This window comes from Halomonas sp. THAF5a (assembly GCF_009363755.1).
Lineage (GTDB): Bacteria > Pseudomonadota > Gammaproteobacteria > Pseudomonadales > Halomonadaceae > Halomonas.
On sequence record NZ_CP045417.1, the window covers coordinates 2486698 to 2506707 of the forward strand.

22 protein-coding genes are annotated in these 20010 nt (G+C 70.7%); 1 reads left to right on the top strand and 21 read right to left on the bottom strand.

Translation table 11 applies throughout. The annotated features are described in order from the left end of the window. Position 1: 1 nt before the first annotated feature. The 5 genes from FIU83_RS11190 to FIU83_RS11210 all read right to left on the bottom strand — a co-directional run bounded on the left by FIU83_RS11190 (position 2) and on the right by FIU83_RS11210 (position 3896). Positions 2–940 (bottom strand): ABC transporter substrate-binding protein, encoded by a 939-nt coding sequence (locus FIU83_RS11190; protein ID WP_152484119.1) that lies wholly within the window; start codon positions 938–940, stop codon positions 2–4. Between the two features lie 75 nt (positions 941–1015). Beyond that, positions 1016–1216: a hypothetical protein gene (locus FIU83_RS11195; RefSeq protein ID WP_152484120.1), complete on the bottom strand. Its 201-nt coding sequence runs from the start codon at positions 1214–1216 to the stop codon at positions 1016–1018. Positions 1217–1396: 180 nt separating this feature from the next. Further along, entirely contained in the window at positions 1397–2008 is a 612-nt protein-coding gene (locus tag FIU83_RS11200; RefSeq protein WP_152484121.1) for a superoxide dismutase, read from the bottom strand. Positions 2009–2220: 212 nt separating this feature from the next. Next, the gene (locus FIU83_RS11205) at positions 2221–3147 is read right to left on the bottom strand and encodes an electron transfer flavoprotein subunit alpha/FixB family protein (protein ID WP_152484122.1); all 927 of its coding nucleotides are present in this window, start codon (positions 3145–3147) and stop codon (positions 2221–2223) included. Beyond that, positions 3144–3896: an electron transfer flavoprotein subunit beta/FixA family protein gene (locus tag FIU83_RS11210; protein ID WP_152484123.1), complete on the bottom strand. Its 753-nt coding sequence runs from the start codon at positions 3894–3896 to the stop codon at positions 3144–3146. Before FIU83_RS11210 ends, FIU83_RS11205 begins: the two co-directional genes overlap by 4 nt. 405 nt (positions 3897–4301) lie before the next feature. Between FIU83_RS11210 and FIU83_RS11215 the strand changes: the two genes are divergently transcribed. Further along, a complete protein-coding gene (locus FIU83_RS11215; RefSeq protein WP_152485342.1) occupies positions 4302–5957 on the top strand; it encodes an electron transfer flavoprotein-ubiquinone oxidoreductase in 1656 nt (551 codons plus the stop codon). Between the two features lie 87 nt (positions 5958–6044). On the opposite strand, the gene FIU83_RS11220 is transcribed toward FIU83_RS11215, so the two are convergent. The 16 genes from FIU83_RS11220 to FIU83_RS11295 all read right to left on the bottom strand — a co-directional run bounded on the left by FIU83_RS11220 (position 6045) and on the right by FIU83_RS11295 (position 19973). After that, complete coding sequence (locus FIU83_RS11220; protein ID WP_152484124.1) at positions 6045–6875, bottom strand: sulfurtransferase; 831 nt, start codon at positions 6873–6875, stop codon at positions 6045–6047. Further along, entirely contained in the window at positions 6872–9103 is a 2232-nt protein-coding gene (locus FIU83_RS11225) for an ATP-dependent helicase (protein WP_152484125.1), read from the bottom strand. Before FIU83_RS11225 ends, FIU83_RS11220 begins: the two co-directional genes overlap by 4 nt. Continuing rightward, a complete protein-coding gene (locus FIU83_RS11230; protein WP_152484126.1) occupies positions 9100–9672 on the bottom strand; it encodes a DUF1285 domain-containing protein in 573 nt (190 codons plus the stop codon). Before FIU83_RS11230 ends, FIU83_RS11225 begins: the two co-directional genes overlap by 4 nt. Positions 9673–9702: 30 nt before the next feature. Then, a complete protein-coding gene (locus FIU83_RS11235) occupies positions 9703–10548 on the bottom strand; it encodes a TatD family hydrolase (protein ID WP_152484127.1) in 846 nt (281 codons plus the stop codon). A gap of 69 nt (positions 10549–10617) precedes the next feature. After that, positions 10618–10953: a PilZ domain-containing protein gene (locus FIU83_RS11240; protein ID WP_108446859.1), complete on the bottom strand. Its 336-nt coding sequence runs from the start codon at positions 10951–10953 to the stop codon at positions 10618–10620. 39 nt (positions 10954–10992) lie between these two features. Beyond that, on the bottom strand, positions 10993–11994 hold the full coding sequence (locus FIU83_RS11245) for a DNA polymerase III subunit delta' (protein WP_152484128.1): 1002 nt from the start codon (positions 11992–11994) through the stop codon (positions 10993–10995). After that, positions 11985–12638 carry a dTMP kinase gene (gene tmk, locus FIU83_RS11250; RefSeq protein WP_152484129.1) on the bottom strand — a complete coding sequence of 218 codons (654 nt, stop codon included), beginning with the start codon at positions 12636–12638 and terminating at the stop codon, positions 11985–11987. Before tmk ends, FIU83_RS11245 begins: the two co-directional genes overlap by 10 nt. Positions 12639–12657: 19 nt before the next feature. Continuing rightward, positions 12658–13662 (bottom strand): endolytic transglycosylase MltG, encoded by a 1005-nt coding sequence (gene mltG / locus FIU83_RS11255; protein WP_152484130.1) that lies wholly within the window; start codon positions 13660–13662, stop codon positions 12658–12660. Positions 13663–13695: 33 nt separating this feature from the next. After that, entirely contained in the window at positions 13696–14514 is an 819-nt protein-coding gene (pabC, locus tag FIU83_RS11260) for an aminodeoxychorismate lyase (protein ID WP_253939457.1), read from the bottom strand. A gap of 16 nt (positions 14515–14530) precedes the next feature. Beyond that, positions 14531–15769 carry a beta-ketoacyl-ACP synthase II gene (gene fabF, locus FIU83_RS11265; RefSeq protein ID WP_152484131.1) on the bottom strand — a complete coding sequence of 413 codons (1239 nt, stop codon included), beginning with the start codon at positions 15767–15769 and terminating at the stop codon, positions 14531–14533. Between the two features lie 198 nt (positions 15770–15967). Next, complete coding sequence (gene acpP, locus FIU83_RS11270) at positions 15968–16201, bottom strand: acyl carrier protein (protein ID WP_008956801.1); 234 nt, start codon at positions 16199–16201, stop codon at positions 15968–15970. Between the two features lie 130 nt (positions 16202–16331). Then, positions 16332–17075, bottom strand: a complete 744-nt coding sequence (gene fabG / locus FIU83_RS11275; protein ID WP_152484132.1) for a 3-oxoacyl-ACP reductase FabG — start codon at positions 17073–17075, stop codon at positions 16332–16334. Positions 17076–17105: 30 nt separating this feature from the next. After that, entirely contained in the window at positions 17106–18077 is a 972-nt protein-coding gene (gene fabD / locus FIU83_RS11280; RefSeq protein ID WP_152484133.1) for an ACP S-malonyltransferase, read from the bottom strand. 5 nt (positions 18078–18082) lie between these two features. Then, on the bottom strand, positions 18083–19204 hold the full coding sequence (gene plsX, locus FIU83_RS11285) for a phosphate acyltransferase PlsX (RefSeq protein ID WP_152484134.1): 1122 nt from the start codon (positions 19202–19204) through the stop codon (positions 18083–18085). 38 nt (positions 19205–19242) lie between these two features. Next, positions 19243–19413: a 50S ribosomal protein L32 gene (rpmF, locus tag FIU83_RS11290; protein ID WP_108446852.1), complete on the bottom strand. Its 171-nt coding sequence runs from the start codon at positions 19411–19413 to the stop codon at positions 19243–19245. A gap of 32 nt (positions 19414–19445) precedes the next feature. Next, positions 19446–19973, bottom strand: coding sequence for a YceD family protein (locus tag FIU83_RS11295; protein ID WP_152484135.1), 528 nt, complete (start codon positions 19971–19973; stop codon positions 19446–19448). Positions 19974–20010 lie beyond the last annotated feature (37 nt).

The following is a 20010-nucleotide window of genomic DNA, read 5'->3' on the forward strand; positions in this document are numbered from 1 at the left end:
ATCAGGGCACGAGCGCCGCTTCGATGTCATCGAGGATGGCCTCGGCGGCCAGCGGGCCGTTGGCGCTGGTCCACAGCTGGCCGTCCACCGGCACCACCCGGCCGCTGTCGACCACCGGCAGGCGGGCGAAGGCCGGGGAATCCTTGGCCGCGGCCAGGGCCTCGTCGCCCTCCTCGTTGAGGGTGGCCAGGAACAGCCAGTCGCCCTGCAGCTTGGACAGGTTCTCCAGGCTCAGCGGATCGCTGTGCACGCCATGACCGTTGACCAGCTCACCGGAGGCGACGTCCAGGCCGACGGCCTCGAGCAGGCCGCTGGCGAAGAGCCGGTCGGACATCACCAGCGGGCCCTGGGGCATCCAGCGCACCAGGTTGGCGGTGGCGCCGACCTCTGCCGCGTCCACGCGCTCGGCCAGCTCGGCGGCCCGGGTCTCGACGCCCTCGATGGCCGCGTTCACCGCGTCCTCGCGGCCCAGGGCCTCGCCGAACTGGCGCCCCTCGACCTTCCATGCCTCGGGGGTGATGCCCGGGCTCTGCGGCACCACGGTGGGGGCGATCTTCGACAGCAGCGCGTACTGGGCATCGGCGAGGCTCGGGCCGGCCAGGATCAGGTCCGGGCGCTCGCCGACCACCGCCTCCATGTTGATCTCGCGCACCACGCCGACGATCGCCGGGCGCTGATCGCCGAGATGCGGCGCGATGTAGCGGGCCACGTCGTCGCCGCCGCGGGTGGTCACCGCGCCCACCGGCATCACGCCGGCGGCCAGGGCGGCATCCAGGGCGCCTTCATAGAGGGTGACCACGCGCTCGGGGGCGTCCGGCACCTCGATCTCGCCGTGGGCGGTGTCCAGGGTACGTGCCTGGGCCGGGGTGACCGCGGGGGCAACGGCCGCCACCAGGCAGGCGCCGATCAGGGTCGACGCCCTGGGCAGGGAAACTGACATGGAAGCTCCTCGACTCGCCGGACGCGTTCGCGCCCGGTCAAAGGAGGGCAATGATAATGCGTCTCATGAGAGTTCTCAGCCATGAACCTCGCAACGTGGCGTTCGATATCGCGAAACGACGCGGAGCGCTCGGCGCCCCTCGACGACGCCGCCGATGGCCGCGCGGTGCTCGGCCACGCTCCGTAGGTCCGGCGTCATCTCGGTGATGGAGTCCGGCGTCATCTCGGTGATGGAGGCCGGCGCCAGCGGATGGAGGGTGAGGAGCCAGGCAGGCATCGAGGGGGCTCGGGACGAGGAGATCCCCGACACGATGAGGGTGAGACGGGACGAACGCCGCTTCCCCTCGGGGCAGGCCGTGGACGTCGGGTCCGCGGCTGGCGAGCCCCGGCGACCGCCGGGGCTCACTCCTGGCGTTCGCCGGGAGAGGAGCGCGACGAACGCGATGCGCCGGTGACCCTAGCCGGTTGCGTTCTGGTAGCGACGCTCGACGTCGTCCCAGTCGATGACGTTGAAGAAGGCCGCCACGTAGTCCGGGCGCTTGTTCTGGTACTTCAGATAGTAGGCGTGTTCCCAGACGTCCAGGCCCAGCACCGGCCAGCGACCCTCCATGATCGGGCTGTCCTGGTTGAGGGTGTTCTCCACCGTCAGGGTGCCCTCCGGGGTAACGCTCAGCCAGGCCCAGCCGCTGCCGAAACGGCCCAGTGCCGCCTTGGTGAAGGCCTCCTTGAAGGCGTCGAAGCCGCCCAGTTCGCTGGCGATGGCCTCGGCCACCTTGCCGTGGGGCTGACCGCCGCCGTCGGGCGACATCATCTGCCAGAACATGGAGTGGTTGGCGTGACCGCCGCCGTTGTTGATCACGGCCTGGCGATGGCTCTCCGGGACGTGGTCGAGGTTCGCGATCAGCTCCTCGACGTGCACCTCCTCGAGGCCGGTCCCCTCGAGGGCGGCGTTGAGGTTGTTGACGTAGGTCTGATGGTGACGGGAGTGGTGGATCTCCATGGTCAGCGCATCGACGTGCGGTTCCAGGGCGTCGTAGGCGTAGGGAAGATCAGGAAGGGTATGCGGCATGTGACTTCCTCCTAGCGGGTATCCGTGGGGCCCTCGCCCCGATGCACCTCACAGGATGGCAGAGAAGCACACTTGTTGCTAATAATTCTCGTTATCTCTTTAAAAGCTCTCGTTAATCAAGGAGGTGCTCCCTATATGGCCGACCTACGACAAGGCCGGCCCACGAGGGGCCGGCCTTGAAAGAGCGAACGGGGCACCAGGCGCGAGTGCGCCTAGAGCTTCTGCTCCAACTCCGGCAGGACGTCGAACAGGTCGCCGACGAGGCCGTAATCCGCGACCTGGAAGATCGGCGCCTCCTCGTCCTTGTTGATGGCGACGATCACCTTGGAGTCCTTCATGCCCGCCAGGTGCTGGATGGCACCCGAGATACCCACGGCGATGTAGAGCTCAGGGGCGACGATCTTGCCGGTCTGGCCGACCTGCATGTCGTTGGGCACGAAGCCGGCGTCGACCGCGGCGCGCGAGGCGCCGATGGCGGCACCCAGCTTGTCGGCGATGCCGTCAAGCAGCTTGAAGTTCTCGCCGTTGCCCATGCCGCGCCCGCCGGAGACGACCACCTTGGCGGCGCCCAGCTCGGGACGGTCGCTCTCGGCGAGCTGCTCGCCGACGAAGCTGGACTGGGCGTTGTCGACCACGGTCTCCACCGCCTCGATGGCGGCGCTGCCGCTCTCGCCCACCGCGTCGAAGGCGGTGGCGCGCACGGTGATCACCTTCAGGGCGTCGTCGCTCTGCACGGTGGCGATGGCGTTGCCGGCGTAGATCGGCCGCTTGAAGGTGTCGGCACTCTCCACCGCGATGATCTCGGAGAGCTGCGCCACGTCCTTCAGCGCGGCCAGGCGCGGCAGCACGTTCTTGCCGGTGGTGGAGCCCACCGCCAGCACGTGGGAGTAGTCGTCGGCGAGCTCGGCCAGCAGCGCGCCCATGGGCTCGGCGAGCTGGTGGGCGTAGACGGCGTGATCGGCGACGCGGACGCGGCTCACGCCGTCGAGCTTGGCGGCCGCCTCGGCGATGGCGGAGACGCCTTCGCCGGCCACCAGGACGTCGATGTCGCCACCGATCTCTTTCGCCGCGGCGACCACGTGGGCGGTAGCGCCGGCCAGGGCGCCATCATGGTGTTCGGCCAGGACGAGAATGCTCATGAGATCACCTTGGCTTCGTTCTTGAGTTTGTCCACGAGCTCATCGACGGAGCCCACCTTGACGCCGCCCTGGCGCTCGGCCGGCGGCTCGACCTTGACCAGCTTGACCCTGGAGGCCACCTCGATGCCGAGGTCCGCCGGGGTCTTGACGTCCATCGGCTTCTTCTTGGCCTTCATGATGTCGGGCAGCTTGGCATAGCGCGGCTCGTTCAGGCGCAGGTCGGTGGTGACGATCGCCGGCAGGGTCAGCTCGACGGTCTGCAGGCCGCCGTCGATCTCGCGGGTCACCTTGGCCGTGTCGCCCTCCACGACCACCTCGGAGGCGAAGGTCCCCTGGGGCAGGCCGGTCAGCGCCGCCAGCATCTGGCCGGTCTGGTTGTTGTCGGTGTCGATGGCCTGCTTGCCGAGGATCGTGAGGCCCGGCTGCTCCTCCTCGACGAGCTTGGCCAGCGCCTTGGCGGCGCCCAGTGACTCGACGCGCTCGTCGGTCTCGACGTGGATGGCACGGTCGGCGCCCAGCGCCAGCGCGGTGCGCAGCTGCTCCTGGGCCGCCTTGGGACCGACGGTGGCGACGACCACCTCGCTGGCCACGCCCTTCTCCTTCAGGCGCACCGCCTCTTCCACGGCGATCTCGCAGAAGGGGTTCATGGCCATCTTGACGTTGGTGAGGTCGACGTCGGACTGGTCCGGCTTGACCCGGATCTTGACGTTGTAGTCGATGACGCGTTTGACCGCGACGAGTACCTTCATAGTGTCCTCGCTTGGTTCACACTGGGAACCTGATGATGGGAGAAGCGGCCTCGACCACCCAAGCGAGCGGGCGGGAAACGCGCCTCCTTGGAACCGGCCGGCATACTCTTATGCGTTTCATGCAAGCGTTTGATAGGCGCTGCAGCGAAAAACGTGCCCAATGTGCCATGCCCGGCGCGGATCAACAATCCCCGTCCGGACAGGGCCAGCCCGGCCCCCTCTCCTGTCGGCCCCTCCCGTGCACCATCGCAGGGGGTGACCCTTTGCCGCTATTATGCCTATCATGAGACATGGCTAGAAGCAAACGACCGTTTTAAATCCTATCGACGTTGGTCGCATCCGCAGACCGCGTCCGCGGGGACAGAAGGAGAAGAGCAGGTGGAAGAACAAGTCGAACGCGATTCCATGGACTTCGATGTGGTCATCGTCGGTGCCGGTCCCTCGGGCCTCTCGGCGGCGTCGCGCCTGATGCAGCAGGCGGGCGAGGCCGGCCAGGAGCTGACGGTGTGCGTGGTGGAGAAGGGCTCCGAGGTGGGCGCCCACATCCTCTCCGGGGCGGTCTTCGAGCCCCGCGCCCTCAACGAGCTGTTTCCCGACTGGGAAGAGCGCGGCGCGCCGCTGACCACCCCGGCGACTCGTGACGAGCTCTATCTGCTCAAGGACGCCGAGAAGGCCCAGAAACTGCCCAACGCCCTGGTGCCCAAGACCATGCACAACACCGGCGGCCAGAACCATGATAAAGAGTCGACCCGCTACGTGATCAGCGCCGGCAACCTCTGCCGCTGGCTCGGCGAGCAGGCCGAGGCGCTGGGCGTGGAGATCTTCCCCGGCTTCGCCGCCCAGGAGGCGATCGTCGAGGAGGGCGTGGTCAAGGGCATCCTCGTCGGCGACATGGGCGTGGGCGCCGACGGCCAGCCCAAGGACGGCCACATGCCGGGCATGGAGCTGCGCGCCAAGTACACCCTCTTCGCCGAGGGCGCCCGCGGCCACCTGGGCAAGCGGCTGATCCGCGACTTCGACCTCGACGCGGGCAAGGACCCCCAGCACTACGGCATCGGCCTGAAGGAGCTGTGGGACGTCCCCGCCGAGCAGCACGAACCGGGCCTGGTGCTGCACGGCTCCGGCTGGCCGCTGGACAAGCAGACCCACGGCGGCTGGTTCCTCTATCACGCCGAGAACCAGCAGGTGGTGGTCGGCCTGATCCTGGACCTCTCCTACCAGAACCCCTGGCTCTCGCCCTTCGACGAGTTCCAGCGCATGAAGCACCATCCGGTGCTCAAGGCGCACCTCGAGGGGGGCAAGCGGGTGGCCTACGGCGCCCGGGCCATCGCCAAGGGCGGCCTCAACTGCCTGCCGAAGATGACCTTCCCCGGGGGCCTGTTGATCGGCTGCGACGCCGGCACCCTGAACTTCGCCAAGATCAAGGGCCTGCACACCGCCATGAAGTCCGGGCTGGTGGCCGCCGAGGCGGTCTTCGAGGCGCTCCAGCAGGGTGACGAGGGCGGACGCGAACTCGCCGCCTTCACCGAGAAGTGGGAGGCGAGCTGGGCCTATCAGGAGCTCGACGAGAGCCGCAGCTTCGGCCCGGCGATCCACAAGTACGGCACCGTCGGCGGCGGCGCCTACAACTTCCTCGACCAGCTCCTCGGCGGCAAGCTGCCCAACGTCCACGACACCACGCCGGACCACGCGACGCTCAAGCCGGCGGCCGAGTGCGAGAAGATCGACTACCCCAAGCCCGACGGCAAGCTCTCCTTCGACAAGCCCTCCTCGGTGTTCCTGTCAAACACCAACCACGAGGAGGACCAGCCCTGCCACCTGAAGCTGGCCGACCCGGAGCTGCCGATCCGCGACAACCTGCCCACCTACGCCGAGCCGGCGAGCCGCTACTGCCCGGCCGGGGTCTACGAGGTGGTCGAGGCCGACGACGGCACGCCGAAGTTCCAGATCAACTTCCAGAACTGCGTGCACTGCAAGACCTGCGACATCAAGGACCCCGCCCAGAACATCACCTGGGTGGCGCCGGAGGGGGGCGGCGGGCCCAATTACCCGAACATGTAACGTAACGCCAATACGGCACGAGTGAAGCGGCCCCGCCATTGGCGGGGCCGCTTCACGTTGCGGGGGTGGTCGAGCGTTCGCGTCGCGTCAGTCGCCGGTGGCGACGGGGCGCGCGGGGTCCGTGATCCACTCGCTCCAGGAACCGACGAAGAGCCTCGGCAGCGTCCGGCCGGCCACGGCGTAGGCCAGCACGTTGTGGCAGGCGGTGACCCCCGACCCGCAGTAGGCGATCAGCGCGTCGGCCTCGGGCAGCTCCCGGGCCAGCGCCTCGGCGCGCTTGAAGTGGCCGCCGGCGTCGAGGTTGTCGGCGCTGGGGCGACACACCGCGCCGGGAATATGGCCGGCCACCGGATCCACGGGCTCGGCCTCGCCGCGAAAGCGCTCCCGGATGCGGGCGTCGACCGTCAGGGCCTGGGTGGCGGCGACCTCGTCGACCCCGGCGAGCGCCGCGTCGCGGTAGGTCGGTCGCCAGCGCGACGGCGCCGGCAGGCCGTCCGGGTCGCCATCCTCGCGAAGCGCGCCTCCCGCCGCCAGCCAGGCCTTCACCCCGCCGTCGAGCAGGCGCACGTCGGGATGCCCCGCCCAGCAGGCGAGCATCCACCAGGCCCGCGCCGCCGCGAGCTGCCCGCCCATGTCGTCGTAGACCACGACCGGCTGGTCCGGCGTGATGCCCAGGCGCTGCAGCACCGCGGTGAAGGCCTCGGGGGCGGGCAGCGGATGCCGGCCGCCCGCCCCCGGCGCGGCGGCCAGGTCGCGATCGAGATCGAGGTGGTAGCTGCCCGGCAGGTGCGCCTCGATCCACAGCCGGCGACCGGCGTCGGGCTCGCCCAGGCGGGCGCGGCAGTCCAGCAGGCGAGGCGGTTGGGGGCCCTCGAGGGCCTCGACCAGGGTGGCGGCCGAGATCAGCGGCTCGGTCATGCGTCGGCTCCGTCCAGCAGTTCGATGGGGGCGCGGCAGGCGATCAAGCGGCGCCGGCCGGCCGTGCGGAAGCGTACCTCGATCACCGGGTTGTCGGGATCGCCCTCGACCACGTCGATCTGCCCCTCGCCGAAGACCGCATGGCGCAGGGCCTGGCCGACCCGGAACTGACCCGGGGCGAGGCGTCCCGGCGCGGGCGCCTCCGGCTGCGCCGGCGCGAGCGGCAGCGGGCGGCCCAGCGCCGTCAGGTAGCGCCCCACGAGCGCGGGGTCGGACACCGCCAGCGGGGCGCCCTCCTCCTTCTCCCCGGCGTCGGCCAGCCGCCGGGCGACGCGCTCGCCGTCCTGCCAGGCAGATTCGCCGATGAAGCGGCTGGGGCGGTGCTCGCCGCCGTCGTGGAGCAGCACCAGGCGCTCCCGGGCCCGGGTGATGGCCACGTAGAAGAGGCGTCGCTCCTCCTCCAGCCTCGCCGGCGTCAGCGGGTTGTCGCGGGTGTAGTGGGGGAAGTCCTCCTCGTTGGTGCCGGCCAGCAGCACCAGCGGCCACTCGAGCCCCTTGGCCCCGTGCACGGTGGTGACCAGCACGCCGTCCTGGCGGTTCTCGACCGGGCGGCACAAGAGCTCGATGAAGGCGGCGGTGTCGTGGCCGAGCTCCCGGGCCTGCTCGACCAGCACGTCGAGCAGGCGCACGTCCTCCTCGCCCTTGTCGCGGCGCGCGGCGGCCCGCTTGAGGACCTTCTCGGCCTCCACCGCCTCGATCACGTGCTCGAGCAGGCGGGCGGGCGGCCAGCCCACGCGCCGCGGCAGCTCGCAGAGCAGCGCCCAGCGCCGCTTGAGGGTGCGCCGCTGGTGGGGCTTGAGCCCCGCCAGCAGGGGATCGTGACGCTCGGGCCAGCGCTGGGTCTCGGCCAGCCGGGAGGCCAGGGCGGCGATCCGCTCCCGGGCCACGAAGGTGGTCGGCTGGGCGAGCAGCAGGGCGAGGTGCCCCGGGTCCTCGAGCAGCCGGGGCTCCAGGGCCAGGCGCAGGTAGCCCGCCAGGGCCTCCACCAGCGGCAGGCGGAAGACGAAGCGATCCTCCCGGGCCAGCCGGAAGGGGATGCCCTCGCGCAGCAGCGCCAGCTGCAGCGGCACCGAGAGCGCCCAGCTGCGTACCAGCAGGCAGGCCTCGTCGAGGCCCCGCCCCTGGCGCTGCCAGCCGGCGAGCTCGTCGAGCAGCGCCGAGCCGCCCTGCCCCACCGCCAGTCCGGTGTGCGGGTTACCGGGGGCGGCCAGGCAGAGCTGGTCGGGGCGCCGGCGGTTGGCGGCGATGGCATGGTTGGCGGTCAGCGCCAGGGCGTGACCGTGGCGGAAGGTGGTGGAGAGCGGATAGTCCCGGGCCGCGCCGAAGGTGGCGGTGAAGTTCTCCAGCATGGTGTCGGGGTGGGCGCCGCGCCACTCGTAGATGCACTGGTTGGCATCGCCCACCGCCATCACCTCGGCCTCGCGCCCGGCAAGCAGCGCCAGCAGGCGCTGCTGGGCGGTGTTGATGTCCTGGTACTCGTCGATCACCACGTGATCGAGGAAGCCCTGCACTCGGCGCCGGAGCGCCGCGTCGGCCTCCAGCGCCCGCAGCGGCCGGTAGAGCAGGTCGGCGAAGGTCATCAGCCTCTGCTCGGCCAGCAGACGCTCGGCGTGCTCGAAGGCGGCCACGAAGTGGCCGGTCTCCTCGCCGAAGTCCAGCCGCGCGTGCAGGTCGGCGGGCGACGCCATCTCGGCCTTCACCAGGCCGCAGAAGTGGGCCAGCGCCTCGAGGCGCTCGGCGTCCAGCGCCGTCTCGCTGGCCTCGGGCTCCTCGGCGAGCGCCGCCTGGGTCGCCTGGCGCAGCAGCCGCTCGAGCTGCCAGTCGGCGGTGAGCAGCTGGCGAGGCGCCAGCGCCCCCCAGCGGGTCAGGCTGGCGGAGAGCCGGTGGCCCAGCGAATGGAAGGTGCGCACGTCGGGCAGCGCCTGGCCGGGCGGCGCCATGGCGGCGAGCCGCGCCTGGAAGTCCTCCCGGGCCGAGCGGTTGAACATCAGCACGAGGATCCGCCCCGGGGGCACGCCGCGCGCCAGCAGGTGCAGCACCCGGGCGACCATGGTGGTGGTCTTGCCGGCCCCCGCCACGGCCGCGACCCGGGCGTGGCCGCGCTCGTGGGCGACCACCGCCTGCTGCTCGGCGGTCAGCGACGGGCTCGCGGCGACACGCTCGCTCATGAGCCCTCGCCGTCCCCGCGCTCGGCGGCCTCGAGCCGGCCCAGCGGCTGCCAGACGCCGCCGCTGGTCAGGCCCAGCTCAAGGTCGCCCCGCTCGCCCTCGCGGCTCTCGGCGCCCTCCACCAGGCGGTAGTAGACGTTGCGCCCCAGCCGGGCGGAGAGGCCGAAGCGGATCGGCACCTCGGGAATCGTCTCGCCGGTCGGCGTCTCGCTGAGGACCAGCCGGCAAGCCTCATCCAGGCGCACGCGGTCGCCGACGTTGGTGGTGAGCCACCAGTCGCCGTCGCCGTCGGGCTCGGCGTCGACGACCAGGAAGGGACGATCCTCGACCCGGATGCGCTGCATCTCCGCCGGGGTCACGAGCCAGTAGTCGCCGTCCGCCTCGCGACGCAGGATGGTCGACAGCAGCCGCACCAGCCGTGGCCGCGCGATGGCGCTGCCCTCGTGGAGCCAGCGCCCGTCGGCGGCGATGGTGAGGTCCATCTCGCCGCGCTGCGCGGGGTGCCAGCGATCCACGGGGGGAATCTCGCCGTGGGGCTCGATCTGCGCCAGGAGGGGGTCGAGGGTCATGGCAGCGGCCTCTATCGGTGGCGTTTCGGCCTAGACCAGCCCGGCGCGGGAGAGGGCGTCGCGCACGCCCGACGGGGCTTCGGGGGCCGCCGCGCGGAACAGGTGGTAGAAGTTGGCGGTGGTCTGGGCGCCGACCTCCTCGACGCTGATGCCCCGGGCCTGGGCGATGCACTCGGCGACCTCGACCACCCAGGCCGGCTCGTTGGGCTTGCCGCGGTGCGGCACCGGGGCCAGGTAGGGGCTGTCGGTCTCGATCAGGAGCCGGTCCAGCGGCACCCGCCGCGCCACCTCGCGCAGCGACTCGGCGTTGCGGAAGGTGACGATGCCGGAGAGCGAGATGTAGAAGCCGTGGCGCACCGCCTCCCGGGCCATGTCCAGATCCTCGGTGAAGCAGTGCAGCACCCCGCCCACCGCTGGGTCGACGTGCTCGCGGATCAGCGCCAGGGTGTCCTCGGGGGCCTCGCGAGTGTGAATGATCACCGGCAGCTCGAGCTCGCGGGCGGCGATCAGCTGGCGGCGGAAGCGCTCGAGCTGCACCTCCCGGGCGGGCACCGACTCGGGGGACCTGTCGAGGTAGTGGTAGTCCAGGCCGCACTCGCCGATGGCCACGGCGCCGTAGCGCTCGGCCGCCTCGGTGATCGCCGCCACGTCGGGCTCCGCCTCGAGGGTCTGCAGGGGGTGGATGCCGGCCGAGATCACCACGTCGTCATGGGCGCGGCTGATCTCGGCCAGGGCCGGCACGTCGTCCAGGGTCACGGCGATGGCCAGGAACTGGCGCACGTCCCGCGCGCGGGCGGCCTCGAGGGCGGCGGCGAGGTCACCATCGTGGCTGGCGGGGTCGAGGCGATCGAGGTGGCAGTGGGAGTCGACGAACATGCAGGAGAATTCCGGAATCGCAGAGTGGGTTCAGACGCGTGAGGGCCGGCGCGCGGCCGGGCCCGTCGCTCAGAGGGTGTAGGTCGGGGCGCCCTTGTCCAGCTGGCCGGCCAGCAGCGTCTCGATGCGGTCGCGCACGGCCTGGTCGTCGGGGCTGAAGTGGATGCCGATACCGGGGACCCGGCGGCCGGCCACGCCCTCGGGCGAGACCCATACCACCTGGCCGGTGACCGGCACGCGCTCCTCGTCGCCGGGCAGCATGAGCAGCAGGAAGACCTCCTGGCCCAGCGCGTAGCGCTCGCGGGTGGGGACGAAGATGCCGCCGCGCTCGAGCACCGGCATGTAGGCCGAGAGCAGGGTCGGGACATCCTGGATGGTCAGCGAAAGCGCCTTCTGTGCGGCCATGGTCTCTCCCTATGCGAAGCGTCGGCGACGCGCGGCGTCTCAGGAACGCAGCAGCGTGGCCCAGCGTACCAGCCAGGCCTCGAGGGTCAGCTGGGGGTTGGGGTTGCCGCCCTCGGCCAGCAGGCGTCGCTGCTCGCGGGCGTAGTCCAGCAGGCGGAACCAGTCGCGGACCCGGGCGTTCTTGACCGCCTGGCGATAGAGCACCAGCAGGTCGGGGTTGCGCAGCTCGGCGGTATCGCCGGAGAGCCCCAGACGGATCAGGTCCTCGAGCCAGATGATACCGTACCACAGGATGGCGTCGATGGACTGGCGATCCAGCCGGGCCGCCTCGGCCACCGGCTCGCCACCGCGCATCAGCGCCTCGAAGGTCTCGACCAGCTGCTGGCGCAGCGCCCGGGCGCTCGGTTCGGCGAGCTCCAGGGCGCGCAGCGGCAGTCCGCCCGCGGCCCGATACCAGAAGTGGGCCTCCTCCTCGCCCCCCAGCTGCTCGGTCAGCCAGGGCCGGCAGTCGGCCTCGGCGGGCACGGGCAGGCTCCAGTGCTGGCAGCGTGAGCGGATGGTCGGCAGCAGCCGCGAGGGGATGTCGGAGAGCAGCACGAAGAGGGTGCGCCCGCCCGGCTCCTCGAGGCTCTTGAGCAGCGCGTTGGAGGCCGCCACGTTCATCGCCTCGGCCGGGGCGATGGTGATCACCCGGTAGCCGCCCTGCTGGGCGGTCTGGGCGACGAAGGCGTTGACCTCGCGCACCGGGCCGATGCGGATCAGCCGCTTGCCCTCCTCCGGCGCCACCCGCAGCAGGTCGGGGTGGTAGCCCGAGGCGAGCATGTGGCAGGAATGGCAGCGGCCGCAGGCGGTCTCGCCGGGCGAGGCGCAGAGGGTGCGGGCCACCAGCGCCTCGGCCAGGGAGTGCTTGCCGATGCCGTGCCCGCCCGAGATCAGCAGGGCGTGGGGCAGCCGCCCGGCGTCGGCCAGCCGGACGAGCTCGCGCCAGCGCGGCATCAGCCAGGGCAGCGGCCGCGGTACCTCGACGACGCTCATCGCCATGCCGCCACCCGCGCGTCCAGGCAAGCCAGCAGCTCGGCCTTGACCTCGTCGAGACCGGCCCCGGCATCGATCACCGCCACCCGCTCGGGGGCGGCCTCGGCGCGGGCGAGGTAGGCGCGGCGCACCGCCTCGAAGAAGTCGCTGCGCTCGCGCTCGAAGCGGTCGCGCTGCTCGCCCTGCCCCGCGAGGCGACCCTCCAGGCGCCGCTGGGCGGCCTCCATGGACATGTCCAGCAGCAGGGTCAGGTCGGGCTGGAGCCCCTGCTGGACGAAGGCCTCGAGCTCGGCGATGCGCGCGGCGTCGAGGCCGCGCCCGCCGCCCTGGTAGGCGTAGGTGGCATCGGTGAAGCGGTCGCAGACCACCCAGGCGCCGCGGGCCAGCGCCGGCTCGATCACCCGCGCCAGGTGCTGGGCGCGAGCGGCGAAGACCAGCAGCAGCTCGGCGTCCGGGTCGAGGGGCTCCTCCTCGATGGGGTCCAGCAGCAGGCGGCGGATGTCCTCCGCCCGAGGGGTGCCGCCGGGCTCGCGGGTCGCCACCACCTCGTGCCCGTGGGCCCGCAGGTGATCGACCACCAGGGCGAGGTTGGTGGACTTGCCCACTCCCTCGCCGCCTTCCAGGGTGATGAATCGTCCGCGCTCGGTCATGTGGGAGGCCGCTCCATGGTCAGCGATTGCGGATATACCGGTTCACCGCGTTGTTGTGCTCGCGCAGGGTGCGCGAGAAGTGGTGGGTGCCGTCGCCGCGGGCGACGAAATAGAGCGTCTCGCCCTCGGCCGGCTGCACTGCGGCCTCCAGGGCGGCGCGCCCCGGCAGGGCGATCGGCGTCGGCGGCAGCCCATCGATCACATAGGTATTGTAGGGCGTCGGCTCGCGCAGGTCGGCCCGGGTGATGTTGCCCGCGTAGCGCTCGCCCATGCCGTAGATGACGGTGGGATCGGTCTGCAGGCGCATGCCGCGCTCCAGGCGACGCTTGAACACGCCGGCGATCTCGGGCCGCTCCTCGGGCGCGCCGGTCTCACGCTCGATCAGCGAGGCCATGATCAGCGCCTGGTAGGCGCTCTCCAGCGGCAGGTCCTCGTCGCGCCCTTCCCAGACGCTCTCGAGAGTGCTCTCCATGCGCTCGAGGGCCTGACGCAGGATCTCCAGGTCGCTGAGCCCCTTGTGATAGCGGTAGGTATCCGGGAAGAACCAGCCCTCGGGATGGCGCTCCTCCCGGTCGAGCAGCGCCATCACCTCGGCGTCGCTGAGCCCTTCGGTACGGTGCGCGAGTTTGGGCGCCTCGTCGAGGGCCTCGCGCATCTGGGCGAAGGTCCAGCCCTCGGGGATGGTCAGCGAATAGGTGACCACCTCGTGACTGCCCAGCAGCGTTAGCAGCTCGCGGCCGCTCATCCCCGGCTCGAGGCGATACTCGCCGGGGCGCAGGTCGGGCAGGCTCTCGGGCTCCAGGCGTGCCAGCAGGCGAAAGGCCCAGACCTCCTCGAGGATGCCGCGCTCGGCCAGTTCTCCGACCACGCGATGGTAGCCGGCGCCGGCCGGCACCTCGTAGAGCGTCTCCGCCTCGAGGGCGATGGGCGCCTCGAGGCGCGACTGCCAGTAGCGGTGGCCGGCGAACAGCGCCAGGCCCGCCAGCAGGGCCAGCACCAGCAGGATCTTCAGCAGACGCAGCATGCGTGTCCTCGTTTCGTCATCACGACGCTTCGTTCATGGGGTAATAGCGGGGTAGCCCAGCGCCTCGTGGGCCAGGGCCTGCAGGGGGCGATGGAGCGCCCCGACGCGCCAGTGCTTCAAGGGGTTGCCCTCGGCATCGTCGAGCCGCGCCACCGGCCAGAGCCCCTGCAGGGAGTTGCCGAGCCACAGCGCCTCGACCCGCTCCAGCGCCTCGGGCGCGGCGTCGACCTCCCGGATCGGCGCGCGCTCGCGCAGCGCCGCGCGCAGGGTGCCGGCCACGCCGCAGCGGTCGAGCCGGGGCGTCTCGAGGACGCCGTCGCGCTGCCAGAAGAGGTTCATGCAGGTGGCCTCCACCAGCCGCCCCTCGCCGTCGCTGAGCAGGCCCTCGGCCGTGCCGGCGTCCGTCCACTCGGCGCGGGCCAGGACGTTCTCGAGGCGGTTGAGGTGCTTGAGGCCGGCGAGCAGGGGCTGGGTGCCGAGCCGCAGCCGGCAAAGGCGCACCCTCACGCCCTCGCGCCAGCGCTCGGCGTCGGGCGCGAACGGCGCGAGGCGCCAGCGCAGCCGGGGGGCCGGCGTCGCCGGAGGGGCGTAGCCTCGACCGCCGCTGCCGCGGGTCAGGATCAGCTTGAGCACCGAGAGGCCCTCGCCGGCCTCGCCCAGGGGCGCCTCCAGCGCCTCCCGGGCGGGCATGGGCAGGCCCAGCACCCGGCAGCCCCGGGCGAGGCGGGCCAGGTGCTGCTCCCACAGCTGGGGGACGCCGTTGCGCACCAGCACGGTCTCGAAGAGACCGTCGCCATAGGCGACGCCGCGATCCTCCAGCGGCCAGTCGCTGATCGCCGCCTCCGTCGTCACGCCGCGCCTCCCGGGGTCACACCTTGCTGAAGATCAGCGTGCCGTTGGTGCCGCCGAAGCCGAAGGAGTTCGACAGGCTGACGTCGATCTTCATCTCGCGCGCGGTATGCGGCACGTAGTCGAGCCGGCAGCCCTCCTGGGGGTTGTCCAGGTTGATGGTCGGCGGCGCGACCTGGTCACGGATCGCCAGGATGCTGAACACCGCCTCCACGGCGCCGGCCGCGCCCAGCAGGTGGCCGATCATCGACTTGGTGGAGCTGACCGCCACCGAGCTGGCGGCGTCACCCATCACCTTCTCGACGGCCCGGCTCTCGGCCAGGTCACCGGCCGCGGTCGAGGTGCCGTGGGCATTGATGTAGTCGACCGCAGAGGGGTCGATGCCGGCATCCTGGATGGCGTTGCTCATCGAGCGGGCCGCGCCGCGGCCGTCTTCCGGCGGCGCCGTCATGTGGTAGGCGTCGTCGCTCATGCCGAAGCCGGTGAGCTCGGCGTAGATGGTCGCCCCGCGGGCCTTGGCCTGCTCGTACTCCTCGAGCACGATCACCCCGGCGCCGTCGGAGAGCACGAAGCCATCACGGTCGCGGTCCCAGGGGCGGCTCGCCGCCGCGGGATCGTCGTTACGCGTGGACAGCGCCCGGGCCGCCGAGAAGCCACCGAGGCCCAGCGGGGTGGTCGCCATCTCGGCGCCACCGCAGACCATCACGTCGGCGTCGCCGTAGGCGATGGTGCGCGCGCTGTAGCCGATGTTGTGGGTCCCGGTGGTGCAGGCGGTGGTGATCGCGATGTTGGGACCGCGGAAACCGTGCTGGATCGCCAGGTTGCCGGAGATCATGTTGATGATCGACCCCGGCACGAAGAACGGCGAGATCCGGCGCGCCCCGCCCTTGTTGAGGGCATTGTGGTTGTGCTCGATCATCGGCAGGCCGCCGATGCCCGAGCCGATCGCCACCCCGATGCGATCGGCATTCTCGTCGGTGCACTCGATCCCGGCATCGGCGATCGCCTGGCCGCCCGCCGCCATCCCGTACTGGATGAACAGGTCCATCTTGCGGGCGTCCTTGGGATTGAGATAGGGACTGATGTCGAAGTCCTTCACCGACCCGCCGAAGCGCGTATTGAAGGCGCTGACATCGAAGTGGTCGATGGGAGTGACACCGCTCTTGCCGGCCAGGATATTGGACCAGCTCTCCTTGACGGTATTTCCCACCGGCGTGACCAGACCGAGCCCGGTCACCACAACCCTTCTACGAGCCATCAGCTTTCCTCCAGACAACCTTGGTGACACGACCCCCTCGCGGGATCGTCATTGCGCGCATTATACCCGAGTCTCCCCGTCCTGTGCGGGCTCGACGAGTGCCCGGCGCGCATAGCACGAGAGCCGTCCTGCGACGGCAGGACGGCTCTCCTCGGGGCAACGCCCCGGACGCTTCAGTCAGCGGTATCGACCGCCACCTTACTGGTGGGCGTTGACGTAGTCGATGGCTTCCTGAACGGTGGTGATCTTCTCGGCTTCCTCGTCGGGAATCTCGGTGTCGAATTCTTCTTCGAGCGCCATCACCAGCTCGACGGTGTCCAGGGAATCCGCGCCGAGGTCTTCGGTGAAGGAAGAGGAGTTCTGGATGTCTTCTTCCTTGACGTTCAGACGCTCAGCCACAACCTTCTTAACGCGCTCTTCGATGGTGCTCATTATGACTACTCCAGTCGTTCAGATTGGCCGTTCGGAAACCAGCCGTTAAAGATCCAGATCCGCTAGCCGGAAGCTGCGGGGTAGTTTATAGACGCCCCGGGGTCGGCGCAACCGCCTCCCTCCGATGGCCTCAACGCATGTTCATGCCGCCGTTGACATGCAGGGTTTCGCCAGTGATGTAGCCAGCGGACTCGCCGGTCAGGAAGCCCACCGCGGCCGCGATCTCCTCGGGATCACCGAGGCGCGACAGGGGAATCTGGCCGAGCAGCATCTTGTGCTGCTCCTCGGGCAGCGCCTCGGTCATGTCGGTGGCGATGAAGCCCGGCGCCACCGCATTGACGGTGATGGCGCGCGAGGCGACTTCCCTCGCCAGCGCCCGGGTGAACCCCTCCATCCCCGCCTTGGCGGCGGCATAGTTGGTCTGCCCCAGGTTGCCCATGGTGGCCACCACCGAGCTGATCGAGACGACGCGCCCGAAGCGCGCGCGGGTCATGCCGCGCAGGCAGGCCTTGCTGACGCGATAGACGGACTTGAGATTGGTGTCGATCACCGAATCCCACTCGTCCTCCTTCATGCGCATCAGCAGGTTGTCGCGGGTGATGCCGGCGTTGTTGACGAGGATGGTCGGCGCGCCGAACTCCTCGGTAATCGCCTTGATCAACCCGTCGACACTGGCCTGGTCGGTGACGTCCAGCTTGCGGCCGCCCCCCTCGATGCCCGCCGCGGCAAGATCGGCATCGATCCGCTCGGCGCCGGCATCGCTGGTGGCGGTGCCGATCACGATGCGACCCTGGCGCCCCAGCTCGTGGGCGGTGGCGCGGCCGATGCCGCGACTGGCCCCGGTGATCAGGGCGACTCTACGCTCGGTTGTCATGGTCTCTTCCATCTGCGTCCTGAGGATGAATCAGCCGTTGGCCGTCGGCGACTGGCCGGCGGCTTCCCTGGCCAGTTCGAGGGCAGCGGCGAGGCTGTCCGGGTCGTTGACCGCCAGCCCCTTGCTGCCCCGTGCGATGCGCTTGTTGAGGCCGGTGAGCACCTTGCCGGGACCGCACTCGATGAACACCTCGGCGCCCTGGCCGGTCATGGCCTCGATGCAGGAGGTCCAGCGCACCGGCTGATAGAGCTGCTCGATCAGCCGCGTGCGCAGGGTCTCCACGTCGGCGTGCGCCTGGGCGTCCACGTTCTGGTAGACCGTGTAGCGCGGCGCGCGCAGCTCGATCGCCTCCATGGCCGCGGCCAGCCGCTCGGCGGCCGGGCGCATCAGCGCGCAGTGGGACGGCACCGACACGGGCAGCGGCATGGCGCGCTTCGCCCCGGCCTCCTGGCAGGCCACGATGGCTCGCTCGACCGCCGCCTTGCCGCCGGCGATCACCACCTGACCGGGGGCATTGTAGTTGACCGCGGCGACCACGTCGCCGTCCGCGGCGCTGGCGCAGGCCTGCTCGACGGCGGCGTCGTCCAGGCCGAGGATCGCCGCCATGGCGCCCTCGCCCACCGGCACGGCTTCCTGCATCGCCTCGCCGCGCAGCTTCACCAGCCGTACGCCCTCGGCGAAGGTCAGGGCCCCGGCACACACCAGGGCGCTGTACTCGCCCAGGCTATGGCCGGCCATGGCCACGGGCCTCGGGCCTTCCAGCTCCTGCCAGACGCGCCAGATCGAGACGCTGGCGGTGAGCAGCGCCGGCTGGGTGCAGGCCGTGGCGTTGAGCGCCTCGGCCGGCCCCTCCTGAACCACCTGCCAGAGGTCATACCCCAGGGCGTCGGAGGCCTCCTCGAAGGTGGTGCGTACCACGCTGTAGCGCTCCGCCAGCTCGCGCAGCATGCCGATCTGCTGCGAGCCCTGCCCGGGAAAGATGAGGGCAAGGGATTGTGTCATGTCGATCACCTTTGCGCTTGTTGACTGTCGTCGATGCCGGACGCACCCGGCAGGATCGGACCCTGGGGTCCGGATCCGCTCTCGACTCGACCGACGGCGGCCGAGTCGAGAGCGGACCGTCGATGGTTCAGTTCTGCGGCCAGCCGGCTCGGCAGGTCGTGGCTCACTTCGCTGGCGGCCCGCTGGACCGCGAAGCGAAAGCCCGTGGCGTCGGCAGCGCCATGGCTCTTGATCACGATCCCGGCGAGACCCAGCAGGCTGGCCCCATTGTAGCGGACGGGGTCGAGCTCGCCCCTCAGGCGCTTGAGTGCCGGCCGGGCCAGTAGCCCCACCAGGCGACTGCTCCAGTGGGCCTCGAAGGTCGCCTGTACCCGCTCCACCAGCAGGCGCGCCAGGCCCTCGCTGGCCTTGAGCACCGCGTTGCCGACGAAGCCGTCGCAGACCACCACGTCGGCGGCACCGCTGAAGACCCCGTCGCCCTCGACGTAGCCGAGATAGCGGATGCCCGGGTACTGCCGCAACCAGGCATCGGCCTCGCGCACGCTGGCAGTCCCCTTGGTGCCCTCGACGCCGACATTGAGCAGCGCCACCCGAGGCGCGACCAGGCCATCCACACGGCGAGCCATGACCTCCCCCATCAGGGCGAAGTCGACCAGGCGCGCGGCGCTCGCCTCGACGTTGGCCCCCAGGTCGAGCAGGTAGCAGCGCCCCCGGTCCCGGGTGGGGATGGCGGTGCTGATCGCCGGCCGGGGAATGCCCGCCACCGTGCCCAGGGCACGCCGCGCCAGGGCCATCAGGGCACCCGTGTTGCCGGCACTGACGCCGGCCACGGCCTCGCCCCGGGCGACGCTGGCAAGCATTTCGGCCATGCTGGTGCCGGCGCCGTGGCGCAGCGCCTCGCTGGGCGCCTGCGCCTGCTCGATCACCTTCGGCGCGTCGCCGACCCGCAGACGCGACGCCGCCGCGGCCAGCGGCCGCGGCAGGCGGGAGATCTCGTCACGCAGCCGCTCGGCGCGTCCGAACAGCTGGAGCTCGAGATGAGGGTCGGCGCCGACCGCCTGAGCGGCCCCCATCACGACCGGGCGGGGACCGAGGTCCCCGCCCATCGCATCGATGGCGATCCGCACGTCAGCGGCCCACCACTACCACTCGCGTCGCCGTCGTCTTAGACGTCGACGACCTTGCGGCCGCGGTAGAAGCCGTCCGGCGCCACGTGGTGACGCAGGTGGGTGGTCCCGGTTTCCTTGTCCTGAGACAGGGCCGCCGAGGTCAGGGCGTCGTGGCTGCGGCGCATGCCGCGCTTGGAACGAGTCTTGCGGTTCTGTTGAACTGCCATGGGTTGTCACTCCAGAGTGAAACGAGGGTGTATCAGAGTTTGCCCTTGATCTGCCGCAGCACATCGAAAGGGTTCGCCGGGGCGTCGGCCGACGCATCGGTCGCCTCCCCGCTTGTCAGCTGGTCGCGCGAGACCGGACACTCGGCCTCGTCGTGGTAAACCACCTGGGGCAGACTGAGGATGATCTCATCCTCCACCACCGCCAGCAGGTTCAGCTGTTCGTTTTCCACCAGCACCGGCTCATGGGTGCTCGGCAGCTCGGCGGCCAGGGCGTCGCTGGTGACCATCCCCAGCCGGAAGTCGCTCTCGACTCGCTGCGCCATGGGCTGCAGGCAGCGCCGGCAGGGGATCTGCAGTTCGACGTCCAGGTGGCCGCGAATCTCCCGGCGCCCCTGGGGATCGATGCCGAAATCCAGCCACACCTGACCGTCGCCGGACTGGGCGCCGACTTCGTCTTCGAGTCGGGCCAGCTCGGCGAGCGCCACCAGGCCTTCCAGGTGTTCGGCACGGGCCGCGAGCTTGTAGGGCTCGACCCTGCCGGGGAGTCTTGAGGTCAACATAGGCGCGCAATGATAGGCACTCCCCCTGCCCCTGTCA

What these genes read in the sequence shown, in the direction of transcription:
- FIU83_RS11230 (WP_152484126.1), bottom strand. Translation starts at nt 9,672, where the DNA reads ATGACCCTCGACCCCCTCCTGGCGCAGATCGAGCCCCACGGCGAGATT.
- FIU83_RS11235 (WP_152484127.1), bottom strand. Translation starts at nt 10,548, where the DNA reads ATGTTCGTCGACTCCCACTGCCACCTCGATCGCCTCGACCCCGCCAGC.
- FIU83_RS11210 (WP_152484123.1), bottom strand. Translation starts at nt 3,896, where the DNA reads ATGAAGGTACTCGTCGCGGTCAAACGCGTCATCGACTACAACGTCAAG.
- fabD (WP_152484133.1), bottom strand. Translation starts at nt 18,077, where the DNA reads ATGACACAATCCCTTGCCCTCATCTTTCCCGGGCAGGGCTCGCAGCAG.
- FIU83_RS11295 (WP_152484135.1), bottom strand. Translation starts at nt 19,973, where the DNA reads ATGTTGACCTCAAGACTCCCCGGCAGGGTCGAGCCCTACAAGCTCGCG.
- FIU83_RS11200 (WP_152484121.1), bottom strand. Translation starts at nt 2,008, where the DNA reads ATGCCGCATACCCTTCCTGATCTTCCCTACGCCTACGACGCCCTGGAA.
- mltG (WP_152484130.1), bottom strand. Translation starts at nt 13,662, where the DNA reads ATGCTGCGTCTGCTGAAGATCCTGCTGGTGCTGGCCCTGCTGGCGGGC.
- FIU83_RS11240 (WP_108446859.1), bottom strand. Translation starts at nt 10,953, where the DNA reads ATGGCCGCACAGAAGGCGCTTTCGCTGACCATCCAGGATGTCCCGACC.
- FIU83_RS11220 (WP_152484124.1), bottom strand. Translation starts at nt 6,875, where the DNA reads ATGACCGAGCCGCTGATCTCGGCCGCCACCCTGGTCGAGGCCCTCGAG.
- tmk (WP_152484129.1), bottom strand. Translation starts at nt 12,638, where the DNA reads ATGACCGAGCGCGGACGATTCATCACCCTGGAAGGCGGCGAGGGAGTG.
- FIU83_RS11205 (WP_152484122.1), bottom strand. Translation starts at nt 3,147, where the DNA reads ATGAGCATTCTCGTCCTGGCCGAACACCATGATGGCGCCCTGGCCGGC.
- FIU83_RS11245 (WP_152484128.1), bottom strand. Translation starts at nt 11,994, where the DNA reads ATGGCGATGAGCGTCGTCGAGGTACCGCGGCCGCTGCCCTGGCTGATG.
- rpmF (WP_108446852.1), bottom strand. Translation starts at nt 19,413, where the DNA reads ATGGCAGTTCAACAGAACCGCAAGACTCGTTCCAAGCGCGGCATGCGC.
- FIU83_RS11215 (WP_152485342.1), top strand. Translation starts at nt 4,302, where the DNA reads ATGGACTTCGATGTGGTCATCGTCGGTGCCGGTCCCTCGGGCCTCTCG.
- fabF (WP_152484131.1), bottom strand. Translation starts at nt 15,769, where the DNA reads ATGGCTCGTAGAAGGGTTGTGGTGACCGGGCTCGGTCTGGTCACGCCG.
- acpP (WP_008956801.1), bottom strand. Translation starts at nt 16,201, where the DNA reads ATGAGCACCATCGAAGAGCGCGTTAAGAAGGTTGTGGCTGAGCGTCTG.
- FIU83_RS11190 (WP_152484119.1), bottom strand. Translation starts at nt 940, where the DNA reads ATGTCAGTTTCCCTGCCCAGGGCGTCGACCCTGATCGGCGCCTGCCTG.
- fabG (WP_152484132.1), bottom strand. Translation starts at nt 17,075, where the DNA reads ATGACAACCGAGCGTAGAGTCGCCCTGATCACCGGGGCCAGTCGCGGC.
- FIU83_RS11225 (WP_152484125.1), bottom strand. Translation starts at nt 9,103, where the DNA reads ATGAGCGAGCGTGTCGCCGCGAGCCCGTCGCTGACCGCCGAGCAGCAG.
- FIU83_RS11195 (WP_152484120.1), bottom strand. Translation starts at nt 1,216, where the DNA reads ATGCCTGCCTGGCTCCTCACCCTCCATCCGCTGGCGCCGGCCTCCATC.